This is a genomic window from Pilosibacter fragilis (genome assembly GCF_032490495.1).
Lineage (GTDB): Bacteria > Bacillota > Clostridia > Lachnospirales > Lachnospiraceae > Pilosibacter > Pilosibacter fragilis.
This window is the reverse complement of record NZ_JAVYJB010000011.1, coordinates 13570-29451: the sequence shown is the minus strand read 5'-3', so window position 1 is coordinate 29451 and position 15882 is coordinate 13570. Positions and strand designations below refer to the sequence as shown.

Below are 15882 nucleotides of genomic sequence, written 5' to 3'. Positions count from 1 at the left end.
CAATAAACGCAGGTCTGAAATTTAAAACTGAATCCATACTATAAACGCCGCATTTATTCTGCCGTTAAGAATAGTGCGGCGTTTGTTACTGTTCAGCAGGTCTGTGCAGACCATAAGAAAATATGACAATAAAAAATGGCAGGACGCTTTCCGGATCACATTGAAAAGCATTCTGCCATTATATTGTCTTAATTATTTATTCTGTTAAAATTATTCCAACTAATTACTTGGAAGCCTTTGTCTCGTCAAGCTTCTTCGGTGAATCGTCTGCAACGTCCTCCGGACCTTCTGCAACAGACTCAGTGCTCTTGAGGTCGATCTTGTCACCAGCCTTGTAGCTCTTATCTACAAGTGCCTTTCCTCCCTCAGTAACAACTTTTACATCAAGGGAGAACTGGTTCCAGAGTGTTCCGAAGGAATCAGTGCTGGAATTCTCAAGATCCATGCTCTGTGCAGCGATAATGTCGTTGAACTGCTTAACCATTGTCACAGCATATTCCATAGCGTCATCGTTTGTTGTGTCGTTCTTTACTGTCCATGTGAGACCGATGTTTAATGCGGACTCATCATAAGTGAACTCCATCTTTACAGACTGCGGGAATGCAGATGTGTCGTTGAACAGTCCGTCGCACTCGCTCTGTGCCTGCTCCCAGTCGTACATCGTCGTCTCTACAGTCTCATCCTCTACAAGGAAGTTCTGATCTCTCGGAAGTGTCTCATCGTCATCCGTCTCCATTTTTGCCGGATCCACTTCTTCACTTCCGGATACCGGTGCATCTGTTGAAATGCTGCTCTTTGTACATCCGCCAAGGGCAAGAACTACTAAAGACAGCACAGCCATTCTCTTTAATAATTTCATGATAAAATTCCTCCTCTGAATTCAACGGATCTCCCATTATGCTAAATAGAATTTTCCGGGAAATCGGCATACTCACGTATTATATACGATTCCCTTTTATTTTTGAAGTCCTTTTCTCAAATTTACACAAATAATTCATGATTTTGTAATGTTTTTCCATTTGTTCCGGTGGGAGTCCGCCGATCACAGCTGAAAAAGTTCCTGCCAGGATCATTTTCCATGCATAGAACCTACCGGGCATCCTGTCCATCTGTATCTTTGCTTCATTTTTTTTTGATATTAGCAGTATCTTTCACGATATACACCGGCCTGTCCTTGATCTCCGCAAACAGGATCGCGATATACTCGCCGATGATCCCCACGATCACAAACAACACGGAAAACATAAACGAGATCAGTACCACGATGGTCGCATAGCCGTTCGGCGCCCCATAAATTTTCCAGGTATAGACCGTATAGATCACCATGATCAGTCCGAAAAGCGCTGTGATCACACCAGAATAGATTCCAAGCTTTAACGGCAGATCAGAAAAGCACAGGATCGTGTTGATGGAAAACTTGAACAGACTCTTTAAGCTGTACTTGCTCTCCCCTGCAAAACGCGGTCTCGCCTCGTACTCGATGGTGGTCTTCTCAAAACCGATGCTCTGGACATAGCCCCGCAGGAAGCGGACCTTCTCCCGGTAGTTGTTCCTGAGAACCTCCGCCGCGTTTTTGCTCACCGCAAAAAAGTCCGAGGCGTTGGCCTCAAACTTCACATCGGAGAGATGGTTGATCAGCTTGTAGAACGCCGCGGATGTGACATTCTTCACCAGCCCAGCCGTCTTATTCCTCGTGCGGACCATGCTGATCACTTCATATCCCTCGTCAAATTTTTCCACGATCTCCGGCAGGCACTCCGGCGGATGCTGCAGGTCCGCGTCCATGCAGACGATACCGTCACCGCCCGCATAGTCCAGCCCTGCGATCATCGCCGCCTCATGCCCGAAGTTCCTGGAAAAATTGATGATCTTCACTTTTTCGTCCGACGCCGCGAACTCCTTTAGGATCGAAAGGGACTGATCCCTGCTGCCGTCGTTCACGAACAGGAACTCATAGTCCCAGTTTCCCGGCAGCCTTTTCAGGATCTTCCCTGTCTCTGCATAGAATTCTCTTAGCGCCAGCTCCTCGTTGTATACCGATACAACGACCGAAAGCAGTTTAGTCATAAATTTTGATCTCCATATCGGAATGTTCCGGAATCTGTTTTTCCTCCGGCGGAAGCTTCATGTAGTCGCCGTAAAGCTGCGTCAGAAGCTCATCCCAGCCGACCGGAGCGTAGAACCTTGTGTCCTCAAAAGGCATCTCAACGACCTCATCGTCCCACTCTCTCTTCATCTCCACATAGAACCAGTTCGGCGCGTAACCCGTGTAGAAATATAACGGGCGCTCTTTCCTGCTGTCCATATGGCAGAGGGCATTCCACAGCTTCCAGATCACCGGGAATGGGATCAGCTTTCCGATGGTCGCGAGAACTGCCACAAAAAGCTTCATAACGCCCTTGTAATCGCTGTAATCGATCTCATACCGGTGTCCCAGGGCAAATCCGTAGAGAACGCAGTGGGAGAGCTTTGTGAGCTTCTTCGCGAGCTTTCCCTCCGGAAGTCCGTCCACGATGAACAGGTCCACGTTCAGGCGGCTGATCTTATCGTCATAGAACTCCATCTTTCCGGAGTCCTCGAACTTCTGGCTCTTATTGTATGTCACACGGGAGATAAAGTCGTAGAACGCCTTTCCGCCATGGTACTCGTTCGGCTCCACAAAGGACATGTCCTCCGGCAGCTCCCGTCTTACGACCTTCGCGAACATCTCGTAGTTCTTTCTCGTGAACATGACGTCCACATCGTCATCCCACGGGATGAAGCCGCCGTGGCGCACCGCGCCCAAAAGCGTGCCGGAATCCAGTGCGTACTTGATCTTGTACTTTCTGCAGATCCGGTCGATCTCCTTTAAAAGCTTTAAGTTGACCTCATGGACTTTCGTCAGGTCAAAGGATTTTTCTCCGCTCACTGTAACAGCCCCTCTTTAATCACTTTTGCCATATAGTCGATCTTTTCGTCTGTCATTCCCGGATAAACGCCAACCCAGAAGGTGTCGCTCATGATCCGGTCCGTATTTTCCAGGGTTCCTACTACGCGGTAGCCCTTTTTCTCTGCTCTCATCTCGTCGAAGCACGGATGCTTGATGAGGTTTCCGGCAAACAGCATTCTCGTCTGGATGCCTTTGCTCTCGATGTACTGGACGAGTTTATTTCTGTCAGTTCCCTCTTTACATGTGATCAGGAAGCCAAACCAGCTTGGTCTGGAATTCTCAGCCGGTACCGGAAGGATCAGACGGTCCTCTGTCTCAGCGAGAGCTGCTCTCAGGCGGTCGAAGTTGTGGCGTCTGCGCTCCACGAAGGTCGGGAATTTCTCGAGCTGGGCACATCCGATGGCTGCCTGGAGGTCTGTGGCTTTCAGGTTATATCCGAAATGGGAATATACATATTTGTGGTCATAGCCAAGCGGAAGCTCACCATACTGTCTGTCAAAGCGGTGTCCGCAGAGGTTGTCATGTCCGGACGGGCAGACACAGTCACGGCCCCAGTCGCGGAAGGAACGGATGATCTTGTTTAACAGCGGATTGTCCGTGTAAACGGCTCCGCCCTCACCCATGGTCATGTGGTGCGGCGGATAGAAGCTGGAGGTTCCGATATCACCTACGGTTCCGGTGAATTTCTCCTCACCGTTGATGGTGTATCTGGAGCCTAACGCGTCGCAGTTGTCCTCAACGAGCCACAGGTTATGTTTCTCACAGAATTCCTTCACTGCCTTTAAATCGAACGGGTTTCCGAGTGTATGGGCGATCATGACTGCCTTTGTCTTATCGGAAAGTGCCGCCTCTAACTTTGTGACATCGATATTGTACTGCGGGATCGTCACGTCAACGAACACCGGGACAGCGCCATACTGGATCGCCGGAGTTACGGTGGTCGGGAAACCTGCCGCAACAGTGATGATCTCGTCCCCGCGCTTTACACGACGCTCGCCGAGAAGCGGGGATGTAAGTGTCATGAATGCGATCAGATTTGCGGAGGAACCGGAGTTTACGAGGGCGCAGTAGCGCACATGAAGGTACTCCGCGAGCTTCTTCTCGAACTCATCCGTGTAACGTCCGGATGTAAGCCAGAACTCCAGGGAGCTGTCCACAAGGTTTACCATCTCCCTGCTGTCGTACACACGGGACGCGTACGGAATACGGTCTCCCTCATGGAATTCCTTTTTCTGGTTATGGAATTTATCGGCATATTCGGCTACGAGGTCAAGGATCTCTTTTCTTGCCTCCGCCTCTGTCTTGTTTTCAAACATAACTTTTTCCTTTCCTGATGATACAGCAGACCAATTTCTGAACTCGTTCCTGCTGTATACAATGTTTCATTTGCCGGGAAGTTTCTGCACGCACCTCCAGGTTTCCTGTCTTTTTCAAATAGTGGATTATTTTCTTCTGTTCTACTGGAACATCTTCTTGATCTGTCTGTCCATGACAGCCACAACATCGCCGTTCTTCTCATACTCCTGGCACCACTCAACAGTGAGTCCGATGGCTTCCTTCACGCCATAACGCGGATGCCATCCAAATGTGGTCTTCAACTTGGAGCAGTCGAGTTTTAAGAAGTTTGCCTCGTGAGGACCTCCGTCGCTCTTGTTTTCCCAGGAAAGTCCATTTTCCCAGGCGCTGCAGAACATGTCCACAAGCTCACCCGTGGTCACGCAGTCCTTGTCATCCGGTCCCACGTTGTAGTATCCGGCGTATTTTCCGTCCTCATACTGGGCCTTCGCAACCATGAGATATGCCGCTAACGGCTCCAGCACATGCTGGTACGGGCGGGTAGAATGCGGATTGCGGACAACGATCGGCTTTTTCGCCATCGCCGCGCGGACGCAGTCCGGAACGATACGGTCATTCGCGAAGTCGCCGCCGCCGATGACATTTCCCGCACGGCAGGTTGAGATCGCGCAGTGTCCGTCCGCAAAGAAGGACTTCCTGTAGCTGTGTGTCACAAGCTCAGAACATGATTTGCTGTTGGAATACGGATCATAGCCGTCCAGGCGGTCCACCTCGCGGTAGCCGTACTCCCACTCCCTGTTCTCGTAGACCTTATCCGTCGTCACGTTTAAGAAGGACTTCACGCACGGATTCAGGCGGACACACTCCAAAATATTGACGGTGCCAATGACGTTCGTCTCGTAGGTGTAGACCGGATCCTTATAGGAGTCCCGCACGATAGGCTGTGCCGCCAGATGTAAGACGATCTCCGGTTTTGTATCCTCGAATACCTGCTTTAAATGGGCGAGGTCCCTGATGTCACCGATGACAGAATTCATCTTACCCTCAAAACCTGCCATGTTGAACAGTGCCGGATCTGTCGGCGGGTTTAAGGAATATCCTGTGACCTCCGCCCCCGCGTTTACAAGGATCCTGGAAAGCCAGGTTCCCTTAAAGCCGGTATGTCCGGTTACGAGGACCTTCTTTCCTTTATAAAAGTTAAATACTTCTTCCAAATTCATTTTCGTATCTCCATTTACGGATTTTTGCTCTCCGCGCAGCCGTTTTCTGCGATCCTCACAGCGGCTTCCGGAAAGCAGGCGTGTGAACCTATTCCCAGATCTTCCACGGCGCGTTTCCTGACTGCCACATCGCCTCTAACTGCTGTTTCTCGCGCTGGGTATCCATGCACTTCCAGAATCCCTCGTGGCGGTATGCCATGAGCTCGCCGTCCTTTGCGAGGTTTCTTAACGGTGCCTGCTCGAATACGGTGGAATCGCCCTCAATGTAGTCGAATACGCCCGGATTTAATACCATGTAACCGCCGTTGATCAGGCTGCCGTCATCGTCATTCTTCTCGCGGAAGGAATTGATCTTTCCGTTATCCTCGAGGTCGAGGACACCGAAGCGCTGTCCGATATTGACTGCCGTGATGGTTGCGAGCTTTCCATGGCTTCTGTGGAACTCTTCCAGTGCCTTTAAGTCGATGTTTGCGAGACCGTCGCCGTAGGTCAGCATAAACGGCTCATTTCCCACATACTCTTTGATCCTCTTTACGCGTCCGCCGGTCATGGTGTTGAGTCCTGTGTCGATCAGAGTCACCTTCCACGGCTCCGCATAGTTGTTGTGGACCTTCATGCTGTTGTTCGCAAGATCGAAGGTCACATCAGATGTGTGAAGGAAGTAATCCGCAAAGAACTCCTTTACCACATACTGTTTGTATCCCAGACAGATAATAAATTCGTTATACCCGAACTGGGAATAATATTTCATGATATGCCACATGATCGGCTTCTCACCGATCTCGATCATCGGCTTTGGTTTTAAATGACTCTCCTCGCTGATCCTTGTTCCGAATCCTCCTGCCAGGATTACTACTTTCATAGGTTTACCTCCATATATTCCAACCGTTTTCTTTGAGGACCGTAAGTGCTTCCCGGCATCCCGGTTTGTGATACTCCAGCGCGTCCTCCAGTGTTTTGTCTGACTCGTTTTCAAAATTTAATAAGATCTGTTTTACTTCGTCCCGGTTATGTTCTTTCCGGTACTTTCCGAAGCAGAATTCCTCCGCCGTCGTCATCACGTTTCCGATGAGGAACATGGCGGCGAGGGCGATCGATAATCTCTTTACCAGCTTTGGCAAAGGATCCTTTTCAGTCCTGCTGATATGCTGTGCCCCTTTCGGCTCTGTGCCTCTGCTTTCCCTGCATTCTTCCTTTTTACAGAATCCGCACTTCGCAGCCAGAGCGAACGTAAGAAAGATTCCGATCACACCGATCTGATACTGCAGCGCATACCGGGAACTCATCCCATACTTGTCATTCGGCATAAAGATATACCGGCTCACAAGCACCATCAGGTGGTTCATACCACCGCCTGCCAGGAGCATCAGCGGCAGGATCGTCTGTTCCTCGATCCGGTAATAAAAATTCATCCACAGCGCAAAGAAATACGCAAACAGGACGATCACGCCGACCGCGCACCAGACCTTCCCCGGAATCCCTGCAAAGCTCCTGTCAATCAATTCTACTCCAAAAACCATGGAAGCAAAAGACTTAAGAAGAAATTTAATAAAAAATTTCGGATCCTGTCGGAAAGCCGTAAAGAGCGGCACATTTACCGCTCCCGAATACTCGTAAACCGCCTGGGAGTTGCTCCAGAGGTAAATGAGAAACGGAATGACTGCCACTGCGATCAGGGCGATCACGCGGGCGGTTCCGATTCCGGCAAGATCATCTGAAATTACACCGATCACGCCAGCGTTTTCCCTGCCTTTGCCCGATACGTTTTTCCTATCCGTGCTGCTTAAATTCTGTCTGTCGGCCTTTGCCTGATATTTTCCAGATAAACTCTTTGCAATTACAATATCGCGCACGTAAATAAACAGGTACGCCATCACGATCGTTACCGTGTAGATCGCGCAGTACGGTCCCGCCGCCCCTATGGTGATCACAAACGGCAGTACAAAGAGAAGTACAAGCTCCGATTTCTTCGCGTTTCGGAATCCCTTTTCGTACACCTGATCCAGCAGGGCATAATTCCAGAAAAACAATCCGAATGCCAGGAAATGCGCCCATCCGGTTCCGTTGTACAGCATCTCCCACTTATTAAGGCTGAACATAACGATCATCATCGCCGCGTACCAGACCGGGCAGAGTTCCTTTTTCCTGCTGTACCGGCCGATGACCAGGGCGGAGAGTCCAAATCCGAGGATGCCCATGATCCGGTCCACAGTGACGCTGTATCCAAAGATCATGACATTCAGTCCGCGCTCTAAGAAGTTCACCGGAATTCTTGTGAGCAGATCCGCCACAAAAAACTTATCCGGGTTCCACACGTCCGGCAGATAGGAATTGATGAGCCGGATATAATCGGAATACACCATGTCAATGGCGGAGCGCCTGATATATGCCAGATAAAAAATCATCCCCAGAACTGGAAGTCCGATATAGACATAGCTTTTCTTATTCTTCATGATCTCCTCCGCCTGCTGCGGTTCTTCCTACGTTATTTCCTGCATGTTCCGCTGCCGGTCTTCTTTTCGGTCTGCGGCGGCGTCTCGCTGTCGGATCTGCTGCGCCTTCATTCTGTGTCTGCCTTGCTGCAATGTTCCCCTGCGTCCGCTTTTCCGCTTCTCCACTCTTCCGCTTCAATTGCGGTGCTGTGTTCTTCTTTGACTTTTCTGACTTCACTGTCTCTTTCTTATCAGTTCCCGCTGTCCATCCGCCGGTTGGCTGACTGAGTGTCACGATCCTCATGGAAGTCTGGGGCTGTACCTGGCGCGGTTGGCGATCTGTCTCTTTCCCATGACACACAGTGCGTTTTTCTGTCGGCTTTACCGTTTTTTCTGTCGGCTCTGCTATTTTTTCTGTCGGCTTTGCTGCCTTACTCTGCGGTGCAGTCTCGCGAACCATTCCTGCTGCCTCAGCCTGCTCTCTGGCTGCTTTCGCGCGCTTTCTTCTCTGACGCCTCTTCGCGGAAGAACTCAGCTTCTCCGGCTGGGCATTCTCTGCGGTCTTCTCTACAATCTTTACTTCCCTGCTCTGCTGGGCTTTATTGACCGCTGTTTTTACCTCTCTCTTCTGCTGAGTTCTCTCCGACGTCTCATTCTTTCCAGCTGCCTTCCCATTGCTGCCGTTCTGCGGCTTTCTCAATGTCTGCTTATTCTCAGTGCTTTTCTGTTCCGCCGTTTTCTTTCCCTCGGTCTTCTGAACCACTCTCTGATTGCCGCTTACCTTTGCGTCCTGCCTCGCGTTCCCGCCACTGGTCTGCTTTCCGCCTTCACGCTTCCGGGCATGTCCCTGTCCGCTGTTCTTCGCCTGGCTTTTTCCTGCCTGACTCTGTCCTCCACTCTTTGACTGCCCCTGTCCGCGTCCTTTCATCTGTGCCACGGACGTCTTCTTCACGCTCGCCCCATGGCACCCCGTCTGGCTCTTTTTAACCGCCGGTCCTCTCTGTTTCCGCCGGTTTGCGTGGTGGTCAGCGACGATCCGCAGAACATCTTCCATATAATTGTACTGATTCCAGGCATCTTCCTTAGAAACATAGTTCTCATGAACCGCCTTGTTTCCGATCACGCGGATCTCGTTCAATTCCCACTTTCCGACCCGGTCCAGATACCCATTCTCGTCGAGCCACCATCCAAACTGCTGGAATGTCATGACTCTCTGACGCTTTCTCCCGTTCATCCGGTAAGTTTCGCGCTGTCCTCTTCCATCCGGACCGCTCTTGGCGTTCGCCATCGCCTGGGCAGAATTGTCGAGCTCGATCCCATTAAATTCCGCCACCAGCTTCAGAAACAGTTCCAGATTCTGGCGGCCCTTTACCATAGCCGCATTATACTCCCCGCGCCGCAGCCATTGCTTTTCCTTCTTGAGTTCCCGCTTTACGGGAGCAAGATGGGCAGTCATGTCCCTCTTCCTCAGGAAATACCCGAGTACAAGGAACAGGACCACAGCAACGGCAAAGCCCGCGCACATTGGAGCCCACTGCTGTCCATTCATTCTTCTGATTCTCCTTTTTTACTGTCGCAGCCTTCTCCGGCTGCCCTTTTGCAGAAAATTTCATTCCTGCGTTTTCCCGGCGGTCCGCAAAAATTTCTGCGGACCTGCCTCTTTTACTGGTCTACCACCTTCACGACCATCGCCAGATTTTCCTCCCCGCGGTGTTCCTTCGCCCCTTTCACATAGAAGTTGCAGGAAAATTCCACGGTAAATCTCTGATACGGCGCAGCCGGGATCTCGTAGTACATCGTGTTGTCCGTAAATACAAGATCAGCCATCTGCCGTCCGTTCACCTTGATCTTACAGGTCTCACCGCCTGTAAGCCTGCCCGGGTAGTAGCACTTTAAGGTCAGCTTGCTGCTCTCCCCGTTTGTCAGAACGATCTTCGCGTGCTCATCGATCCATCCGTCCGAATAGCTGCCGAAGGGCGTGTCGAACCTCTGCCTCTTCACGATCTCCGTCACATCGTTGTATGCGTTGTGCTCCGGATCCTCACACAGGATCACCATGTCATCCGTGATCTCCTTGAGATCCATGTCACTGTCGATAAACTGGAGCTTCGGAACATTTGTTTTATCTTTTGCATATACTTTCAGGAATGTTTCAGCATTAAAATCACTGATCTCAAAATCCTTCCCGATGATGTAGATCTCCTTGTCGAAGATATCGTCCCCGTATGTTCCGTATGTCTTCTCCGCCAGGGAATTATACTGGCTCTGGGGCGCCCACAGATACAGGTTGTCCCAGTTGTCCCGGTAATATGTCTCCACCGGGAAGATCAGGCAGCCGTACAACAGCACCAGGATCCCCGCCTTCCCCATCACCCGTGACAGGTAGGCAAAGAACAGAAGCGCCGCCGCGTAAGCCACATAGACCCAGCGCATCTCCACACGGATCGTCACGCTGGAGCTGCCGATGCAGAGTGTGATAAACACAAGGAACAGCACCGCGTTCTTTAAATGGCAGACGATCTCATCCCGCGCCCGGATCATACCGATCACAGCCGCCAGAACGCCGACACCCAGAATTGCCTCCGCCGCCAGGATTAGATTTTTGATTCTATCCGGGCTGTCCGCAAACGGTTCGATACAGAGGTGGAGCGGTCCGGAGTTTCTCCCAAACACGAGTCCCACCTGGTTCAGTGCCTGTCCAATGGCGTCCGTGAACTTAAAAGTATCTGCCACGTCAGTTCCGCCGGTTCCCGCCGGTGAAAGCGTTCCGATAGTGTAAAGGCGGATCATCTGGATCGCGCCGAACACGAAAAGCGTGATCACGAAAAGCAGGAGCTTCGGGAGATGGAAACCAACCTTCTCCTCAGCCGCTGCTGTGCGGGCCGCCGCCTCTTTTTTATTCTGCGCCCCGCGGCTCTGTCCTCTTCCGCGGCTTCGTCCCGGCTCCGCGGCGCGGTTCGGTTCACTATTTCTCCCTGTCTCCGCTGTCACAGTCTCCGGCGCCAGTCCCTTTCCAAATCCGAGGGCTACTGCCAGAAGCAACAATGGAAGAAGCGCCATATACCGTTCGTGAATGAAGCTGACCACGAAATACAGGAGGTTTGCCATGAGAAAGGCCCCCGTTTTTTTCTCATTCACATACCGGTACAGAAACCACAGTATCCCCAGCGCTGCCCAGAGCGCCAGGCTCTCCATCAGACCGTAAAACTGGCCGATCTGATAATATGCCATTCTGGATGACAGGTAGAGAATCCCCACAGCGAAGCTTATGATCCTTCGCCCGTCGCTGAATGACACCGCCATCCTGTAAATGCTGTATGCGATTCCCGTATTCAGGATGATGTTGAATGGAACCATCCATTCCACATGTCCCCCGATGAAGAAAAGCTCCAGCCAGGACGCCAGATAAAACAGGAAGCGGAAGCGGCTGCTGCCCATTGGGAATACATACTCCGTAAATGACTGGTTCCCGTAGCAGGACCAGAGATACAGGTCATCCATGTAAAGTCCCTTTAATTCCACTCCACGGTTGATCCAAAATCCAAATCCCAGAAAGATCGCAAAGATGAGGAGCTCCGGGCTCCACCTCCTCCACACTTTCAGGATCTTCTCCTGTAAATTCATGTCTTATCCCCTTACTGCTGTTCTCCGGGCCAGTATTTTTCAGTAAACTCCGCTAAAAGCGCCTCACTCTCCTCCTCGGTGAGGTTCTTCGGATCAGACGAGAATACCGCAAGCCCGTTTCCGTTTTCATACAGGAGATCCATAAGATACCCCTGTTTTAAGAGACCTGTCACGTTCCGGAATCCATCCGTTCCAGGCTTTAAGTATCCGCTTCCGAGATAGATGTAATCTACTCCCGCGAATGTAAAGAAGTCCGCCAGCGCCTCCGGGCTGGATGAGAGATTAAAGTTTCCACCGCTTCCCTCAATGTCCGTGTAACTCTGAGTGCTGCACGGGAACCTCAGCATTTCCGGCTGCTCACCGAATACGACGACGCGGTTTCTCGGGTTCTCCGCCAGGATATCCCATATCTTCTCATTTCCGTAGAAAGCAAGCAGTTCATGGGACTCTTCCATATGATCATAATATCCCTTGTGGATGAACTTCACCGGTGTCAGTCCCAGGGTTCCGCCCCAGTTGCTGACCGCCGTGATGGTCACATTAAAGAGAATAAACGGTACCAGCATCCTGCATATGGATCCGCGCAGGAAACCGCTCTTTAATTTTCCTACCACAATCACCGCCATGATCGCTGACAGCGCATAGAGAAGCAGGAAATAGTTGCCGTCCACCTGCCATAACAGGTAAAGAGCCATGAGACTCATGAGTCCGTTCGTCACAAATACCAAGGCCAGACAGATCAAGGTATTTTTCTCTTTCTGCCTCGATCTTCTCACATCCGCCAGCACCGGCAGACAGACGAGAAGAAGAAAGAGCAGAAGCAGCGGTGTGCCCCAGGCAATCCGCACATGGGCCATGTCCTCGCCCACAGGGGCCATGAGGACACCATAAATTCTCTTTAAAATGTGCTTTAGTCCCTCGATTGAGATCAGGGATCCGCCGTTCGACGGCAGACTTTCAAACCGGTACGGGTACCTCACGGTAAATCCGAGGGCCGCCCAGATCGAGTTGAACACGGATGTCAGCGGAAGTCCCGTATGCAGCCATGTCCGGTACCAGATGAGAAGCCACATCGGGATCATATAAATACAGGAAGGAAGAAAACTTCCCTTCAGTCGGAATTTCAGCAGTCTCGTTAGCAGGATATAAAGCCCCGCCGTTCCCGCGGCCACTGTTGAAAATACAAGTGCCGTTGGCTTTAACACAAGCGTCATCAGGTAGGCGTCCACCGCCAGCACGAGATACGCGCTCCTCTGTCTGCGAATATAGAGCAGAAGAAACAACAGCAGTACAAGCTGCATAAACACCGTCATAGAGTCCGTCTTTGCCGTGATGGACATGTTCATGATTCCCGGAATGCAGGAGAGAAGTGTCATGCATCTCACCGCATACCTTCTTCCGACAAACAGCTCCACGATCTGTCCCGCCGCGATCAGAGTGCCGACAGTCATCCAGATCTGGAAGCTCAGGAAAAATCCGTAGGACGGCAGCCCGGAGATCGGTAAAAGCAGTGTCTCAAGACCTTTCGAATAGGTGTACACCACATTGACCATTCCGAGATTTTCATAGATTCCGCCGCCGTTGTCCAGAACATACTCATTCCGCAGTCCGTAATGGAGGGAATCGTAGTCGGCACAGATATTCATTCGTCCCGCCTGCAAAAGGATCATGGCGAACATCAGCGCGATACAGATGGACATCTCCAGGGAGATCATGGTTCTCTGCGGCACGCGTTTCCACGGCATTCCGCTATCTCCCGCCGCCCTCAATTCCATCATCCGGTACCCAGCCAGAAGTCCGGCGATGACCACTGTGAGAAACCGGAAGCTTGTGATCCCACATCCGAAAAACAGGGATCCCAGGCAGAACAGGCATATCATAAATCCACTTCCAAGAAGGAAGTCCGCCAGCCCTGTGATCACATGGTACTCCCGCCATCTGTGCTCCCGGTCCATCCCCCTGCGGATCCGTGCGCCTAGCATCAAAAGCACCAGCACATACGCGCCGGACAGGATCATCGCCGTGAATGCCTGGTGGATCCAGAGAAATCCGGCTGTGATGAGAAGTACCGCACCTGTCCGGATCCGGTTCGATTCAATTTTCCAGATCGTGAACAGATATAAAAAGAACAGCACCGCGATCTCCGTCAGAAGGTCGATGGTCTCCGTTCTTCTGAGCCTGATCCCGTCTACGCCTGTCACATAAACCTGTCCGATGGCAACTAACAGTGCGGGTACCGCCGCCAATGCCAGAATAATTAACGAGGCACATTCCCGTCTCTTCATAATTTTCCCCCGGTTGCGGTTCTTCTCCGGCATGATTCCTGCTGTCTGCCCATTCGCACATCCGGATATCGTCCGCAGGCATTCATAGGATTTTTCAACATCATGCAGACATGTATTATCATATCGGTACTATTCCGCATAAAATCTGTCTTCCAGCATCAGGCAGAGCGCATGGTAGATCGGCAGGTGGAGTTCCTGGATCTTGTAGGTCTCCTGCTCCGGCACGATAATAGCGACATCTGCGAGCTTCGCGAGCTTTCCGCCTGTCTTTCCTGTGAGACCGATAACTTTAAGTCCCTTCGCCTTTGCGGTCACAGCGGCATACATCACATTCTCAGAGTTTCCGGAGGTGCTGATTCCGAGGAACACATCCCCTGCTTTTCCGTAGCCGTTTAACTGCTGTGCGTAAGAGAGCATTCCATCCACATCGTTTGCGAATGCTGAGGAGAGAGCCGCATGGTTTGTGAGGGCGATGGCCGGGAGCCCGCCCTGAAGCTTTTTCGCCAGTTCTTCCCCTCTCTCCGGGTCTGTCTGCTTTAACGCCTCGGCGAGTTCCGCAGATACCGGGCGACGCTTTACAAAACCTTTCATCAGCTCTCCGACGATATGGTCAGAGTCTGCGGCACTTCCGCCGTTTCCGGCGATCAGAAGCTTTCCTCCGTCCTCATAGCATGTCTCCAAGATCTTGTATGCATCCTCGATCTGCCCCTTTACGGATTCCAGAACCGGGTATCTCTTTACTAATTCTTCAATCATTTCTTTCTCCTTTTTGTCCCGCCCGATCATTGATACGCATAATGGGCAGGCAATGCCATTTTCATGCTATCCATTTTAACACATAAGCGCCTGTCTTTCCACCGCCAAATTACTTACAATCGCCCCAAAATGAAAAGAATGTGCCTTAGCACATTCTCGCGCCTCGCGCGGCCGCTTGCGACAATCTACATCTTTGCGCGAGTGTGCATCTTTGGCACGTCAGTGCCTTTTTATGTAACGGGGAATTCCTCGGAATTTCCTGTTACATGAAAAAATCCGCAGGAAGTCATCTTCCTGCGGATCAAAACATTCAAAGTATAAAAGTTGATTACTTAAGAGTAATCTTAGCGCCTTCAGCCTCAAGTTTTGTCTTGATGTCGTTAGCTTCGTCTTTGGATGCACCCTGCTTAAGAACCTTCGGAGCGCCGTCTACAACGTCCTTAGCTTCCTTGAGGCCAAGACCTGTTACTTCACGAACAACTTTGATAACTTTAACCTTGTTCGGGCCTACTTCTGTAAGCTCAACGTCGAACTCAGTCTTCTCTTCCTCTGCTGCTGCGCCAGCGCCTGCTGCTGCAACTACTACGCCTGCTGCTGCGGATACACCGAACTCTTCCTCACAAGCCTTTACTAATTCGTTTAACTCTAATACGGATAATTCCTTGATAGCTTCGATAAACTCAGCGGTTGTTAACTTTGCCATTATAATTTACCTCCATAATAATTTATATTTCACGTTTGTTTTTCACAACTTTTATACAGCATCTATGCTGCCTTTGACGGGATCACGCGATGCGTGTTTCCGCCTGCAGGACCGGGATGAGGATTAAGCCTCTGCCGGAGCTTCTGCGCCTTCGCCGTTCTTCTCTGCGATCTGGTTGAGAACGCGTGCGAAGTTTGTGATCGGGGACTGCATGCTTCCAAGAAGTCTTCCAAGAAGAACCTCTCTGGACGGGATGCTTGCGATCACACCGATACCTGCTGCATCGTAGTATGTTCCCTCTACAACGCCGCCTTTTAATTCAAGCTTGTCAGCTTTCTTTGCGAACTCAGCTAATACTCTGGCCGGAGCTGTTGCATCTTCTTTAGAAACAGCAAGTGCTGTCGGTCCTTCAAGATGCGGCTCAAGTGCTTCGAACTCAGTTCCCTTTGCAGCGAAGCGGATCATTGTGTTCTTATATACTTTATAAGAAACACCAGCTTCTCTTAACTGTTTACGAAGAGCAGTATCCTGCTCAACAGTTAATCCACGGTAGTCAACGACTACAGCAGACTTTGCTCCGTTGAGGACTTCAGCGATCTCAGCAACTACCGGCTGCTTTAATTCAACTTTTGCCATG

The 15882-nt window shown here is 50.9% G+C and carries 13 protein-coding genes; all 13 read right to left on the bottom strand.

The annotated features are described in order from the left end of the window. Positions 1–223: 223 nt before the first annotated feature. Positions 224–859: a hypothetical protein gene (locus ABCW45_RS11390; RefSeq protein WP_343220870.1), complete on the bottom strand. Its 636-nt coding sequence runs from the start codon at positions 857–859 to the stop codon at positions 224–226. A 263-nt stretch (positions 860–1122) separates the two neighbouring features. Next, complete coding sequence (locus tag ABCW45_RS11385; RefSeq protein ID WP_343220869.1) at positions 1123–2067, bottom strand: glycosyltransferase family 2 protein; 945 nt, start codon at positions 2065–2067, stop codon at positions 1123–1125. After that, positions 2060–2908 carry a LicD family protein gene (locus ABCW45_RS11380; protein WP_343220868.1) on the bottom strand — a complete coding sequence of 283 codons (849 nt, stop codon included), beginning with the start codon at positions 2906–2908 and terminating at the stop codon, positions 2060–2062. The genes ABCW45_RS11385 and ABCW45_RS11380 overlap by 8 nt, the downstream gene beginning before the upstream one ends. Continuing rightward, positions 2905–4245: a lipopolysaccharide biosynthesis protein RfbH gene (rfbH, locus tag ABCW45_RS11375; protein ID WP_117515204.1), complete on the bottom strand. Its 1341-nt coding sequence runs from the start codon at positions 4243–4245 to the stop codon at positions 2905–2907. The genes ABCW45_RS11380 and rfbH overlap by 4 nt, the downstream gene beginning before the upstream one ends. A 141-nt stretch (positions 4246–4386) precedes the next feature. Then, positions 4387–5445 carry a CDP-glucose 4,6-dehydratase gene (gene rfbG, locus ABCW45_RS11370; protein WP_343220867.1) on the bottom strand — a complete coding sequence of 353 codons (1059 nt, stop codon included), beginning with the start codon at positions 5443–5445 and terminating at the stop codon, positions 4387–4389. Between the two features lie 88 nt (positions 5446–5533). After that, positions 5534–6307 (bottom strand): glucose-1-phosphate cytidylyltransferase, encoded by a 774-nt coding sequence (rfbF, locus tag ABCW45_RS11365; RefSeq protein WP_117469084.1) that lies wholly within the window; start codon positions 6305–6307, stop codon positions 5534–5536. Positions 6308–6311: 4 nt separating this feature from the next. Further along, positions 6312–7898 (bottom strand): hypothetical protein, encoded by a 1587-nt coding sequence (locus ABCW45_RS11360; protein WP_343220866.1) that lies wholly within the window; start codon positions 7896–7898, stop codon positions 6312–6314. Further along, positions 7888–9426, bottom strand: coding sequence for a hypothetical protein (locus ABCW45_RS11355; RefSeq protein WP_117469082.1), 1539 nt, complete (start codon positions 9424–9426; stop codon positions 7888–7890). Before ABCW45_RS11355 ends, ABCW45_RS11360 begins: the two co-directional genes overlap by 11 nt. Positions 9427–9539: 113 nt before the next feature. Next, positions 9540–11501, bottom strand: a complete 1962-nt coding sequence (locus tag ABCW45_RS11350) for a hypothetical protein (RefSeq protein WP_117469081.1) — start codon at positions 11499–11501, stop codon at positions 9540–9542. Between the two features lie 11 nt (positions 11502–11512). Then, a complete protein-coding gene (locus tag ABCW45_RS11345) occupies positions 11513–13786 on the bottom strand; it encodes a hypothetical protein (protein WP_343220865.1) in 2274 nt (757 codons plus the stop codon). Positions 13787–13915: 129 nt separating this feature from the next. Then, positions 13916–14542, bottom strand: coding sequence for a D-sedoheptulose-7-phosphate isomerase (locus ABCW45_RS11340; RefSeq protein ID WP_343220864.1), 627 nt, complete (start codon positions 14540–14542; stop codon positions 13916–13918). Between the two features lie 328 nt (positions 14543–14870). Beyond that, positions 14871–15245 carry a 50S ribosomal protein L7/L12 gene (gene rplL / locus ABCW45_RS11335; RefSeq protein WP_015553100.1) on the bottom strand — a complete coding sequence of 125 codons (375 nt, stop codon included), beginning with the start codon at positions 15243–15245 and terminating at the stop codon, positions 14871–14873. Between the two features lie 123 nt (positions 15246–15368). Then, positions 15369–15881 (bottom strand): 50S ribosomal protein L10, encoded by a 513-nt coding sequence (rplJ, locus tag ABCW45_RS11330; RefSeq protein ID WP_015553099.1) that lies wholly within the window; start codon positions 15879–15881, stop codon positions 15369–15371. Position 15882 lies beyond the last annotated feature (1 nt).

Bases quoted from the DNA above. Each gene is read 5' to 3' on its own strand.
- rplJ (WP_015553099.1), bottom strand. From the start codon at position 15,881: ATGGCAAAAGTTGAATTAAAGCAGCCGGTAGTTGCTGAGATCGCTGAA.
- ABCW45_RS11350 (WP_117469081.1), bottom strand. From the start codon at position 11,501: ATGAATTTACAGGAGAAGATCCTGAAAGTGTGGAGGAGGTGGAGCCCG.
- rfbH (WP_117515204.1), bottom strand. From the start codon at position 4,245: ATGTTTGAAAACAAGACAGAGGCGGAGGCAAGAAAAGAGATCCTTGAC.
- rfbG (WP_343220867.1), bottom strand. From the start codon at position 5,445: ATGAATTTGGAAGAAGTATTTAACTTTTATAAAGGAAAGAAGGTCCTC.
- ABCW45_RS11345 (WP_343220865.1), bottom strand. From the start codon at position 13,786: ATGAAGAGACGGGAATGTGCCTCGTTAATTATTCTGGCATTGGCGGCG.
- rplL (WP_015553100.1), bottom strand. From the start codon at position 15,245: ATGGCAAAGTTAACAACCGCTGAGTTTATCGAAGCTATCAAGGAATTA.
- rfbF (WP_117469084.1), bottom strand. From the start codon at position 6,307: ATGAAAGTAGTAATCCTGGCAGGAGGATTCGGAACAAGGATCAGCGAG.
- ABCW45_RS11385 (WP_343220869.1), bottom strand. From the start codon at position 2,067: ATGACTAAACTGCTTTCGGTCGTTGTATCGGTATACAACGAGGAGCTG.
- ABCW45_RS11360 (WP_343220866.1), bottom strand. From the start codon at position 7,898: ATGAAGAATAAGAAAAGCTATGTCTATATCGGACTTCCAGTTCTGGGG.
- ABCW45_RS11355 (WP_117469082.1), bottom strand. From the start codon at position 9,426: ATGAATGGACAGCAGTGGGCTCCAATGTGCGCGGGCTTTGCCGTTGCT.
- ABCW45_RS11390 (WP_343220870.1), bottom strand. From the start codon at position 859: ATGAAATTATTAAAGAGAATGGCTGTGCTGTCTTTAGTAGTTCTTGCC.
- ABCW45_RS11340 (WP_343220864.1), bottom strand. From the start codon at position 14,542: ATGATTGAAGAATTAGTAAAGAGATACCCGGTTCTGGAATCCGTAAAG.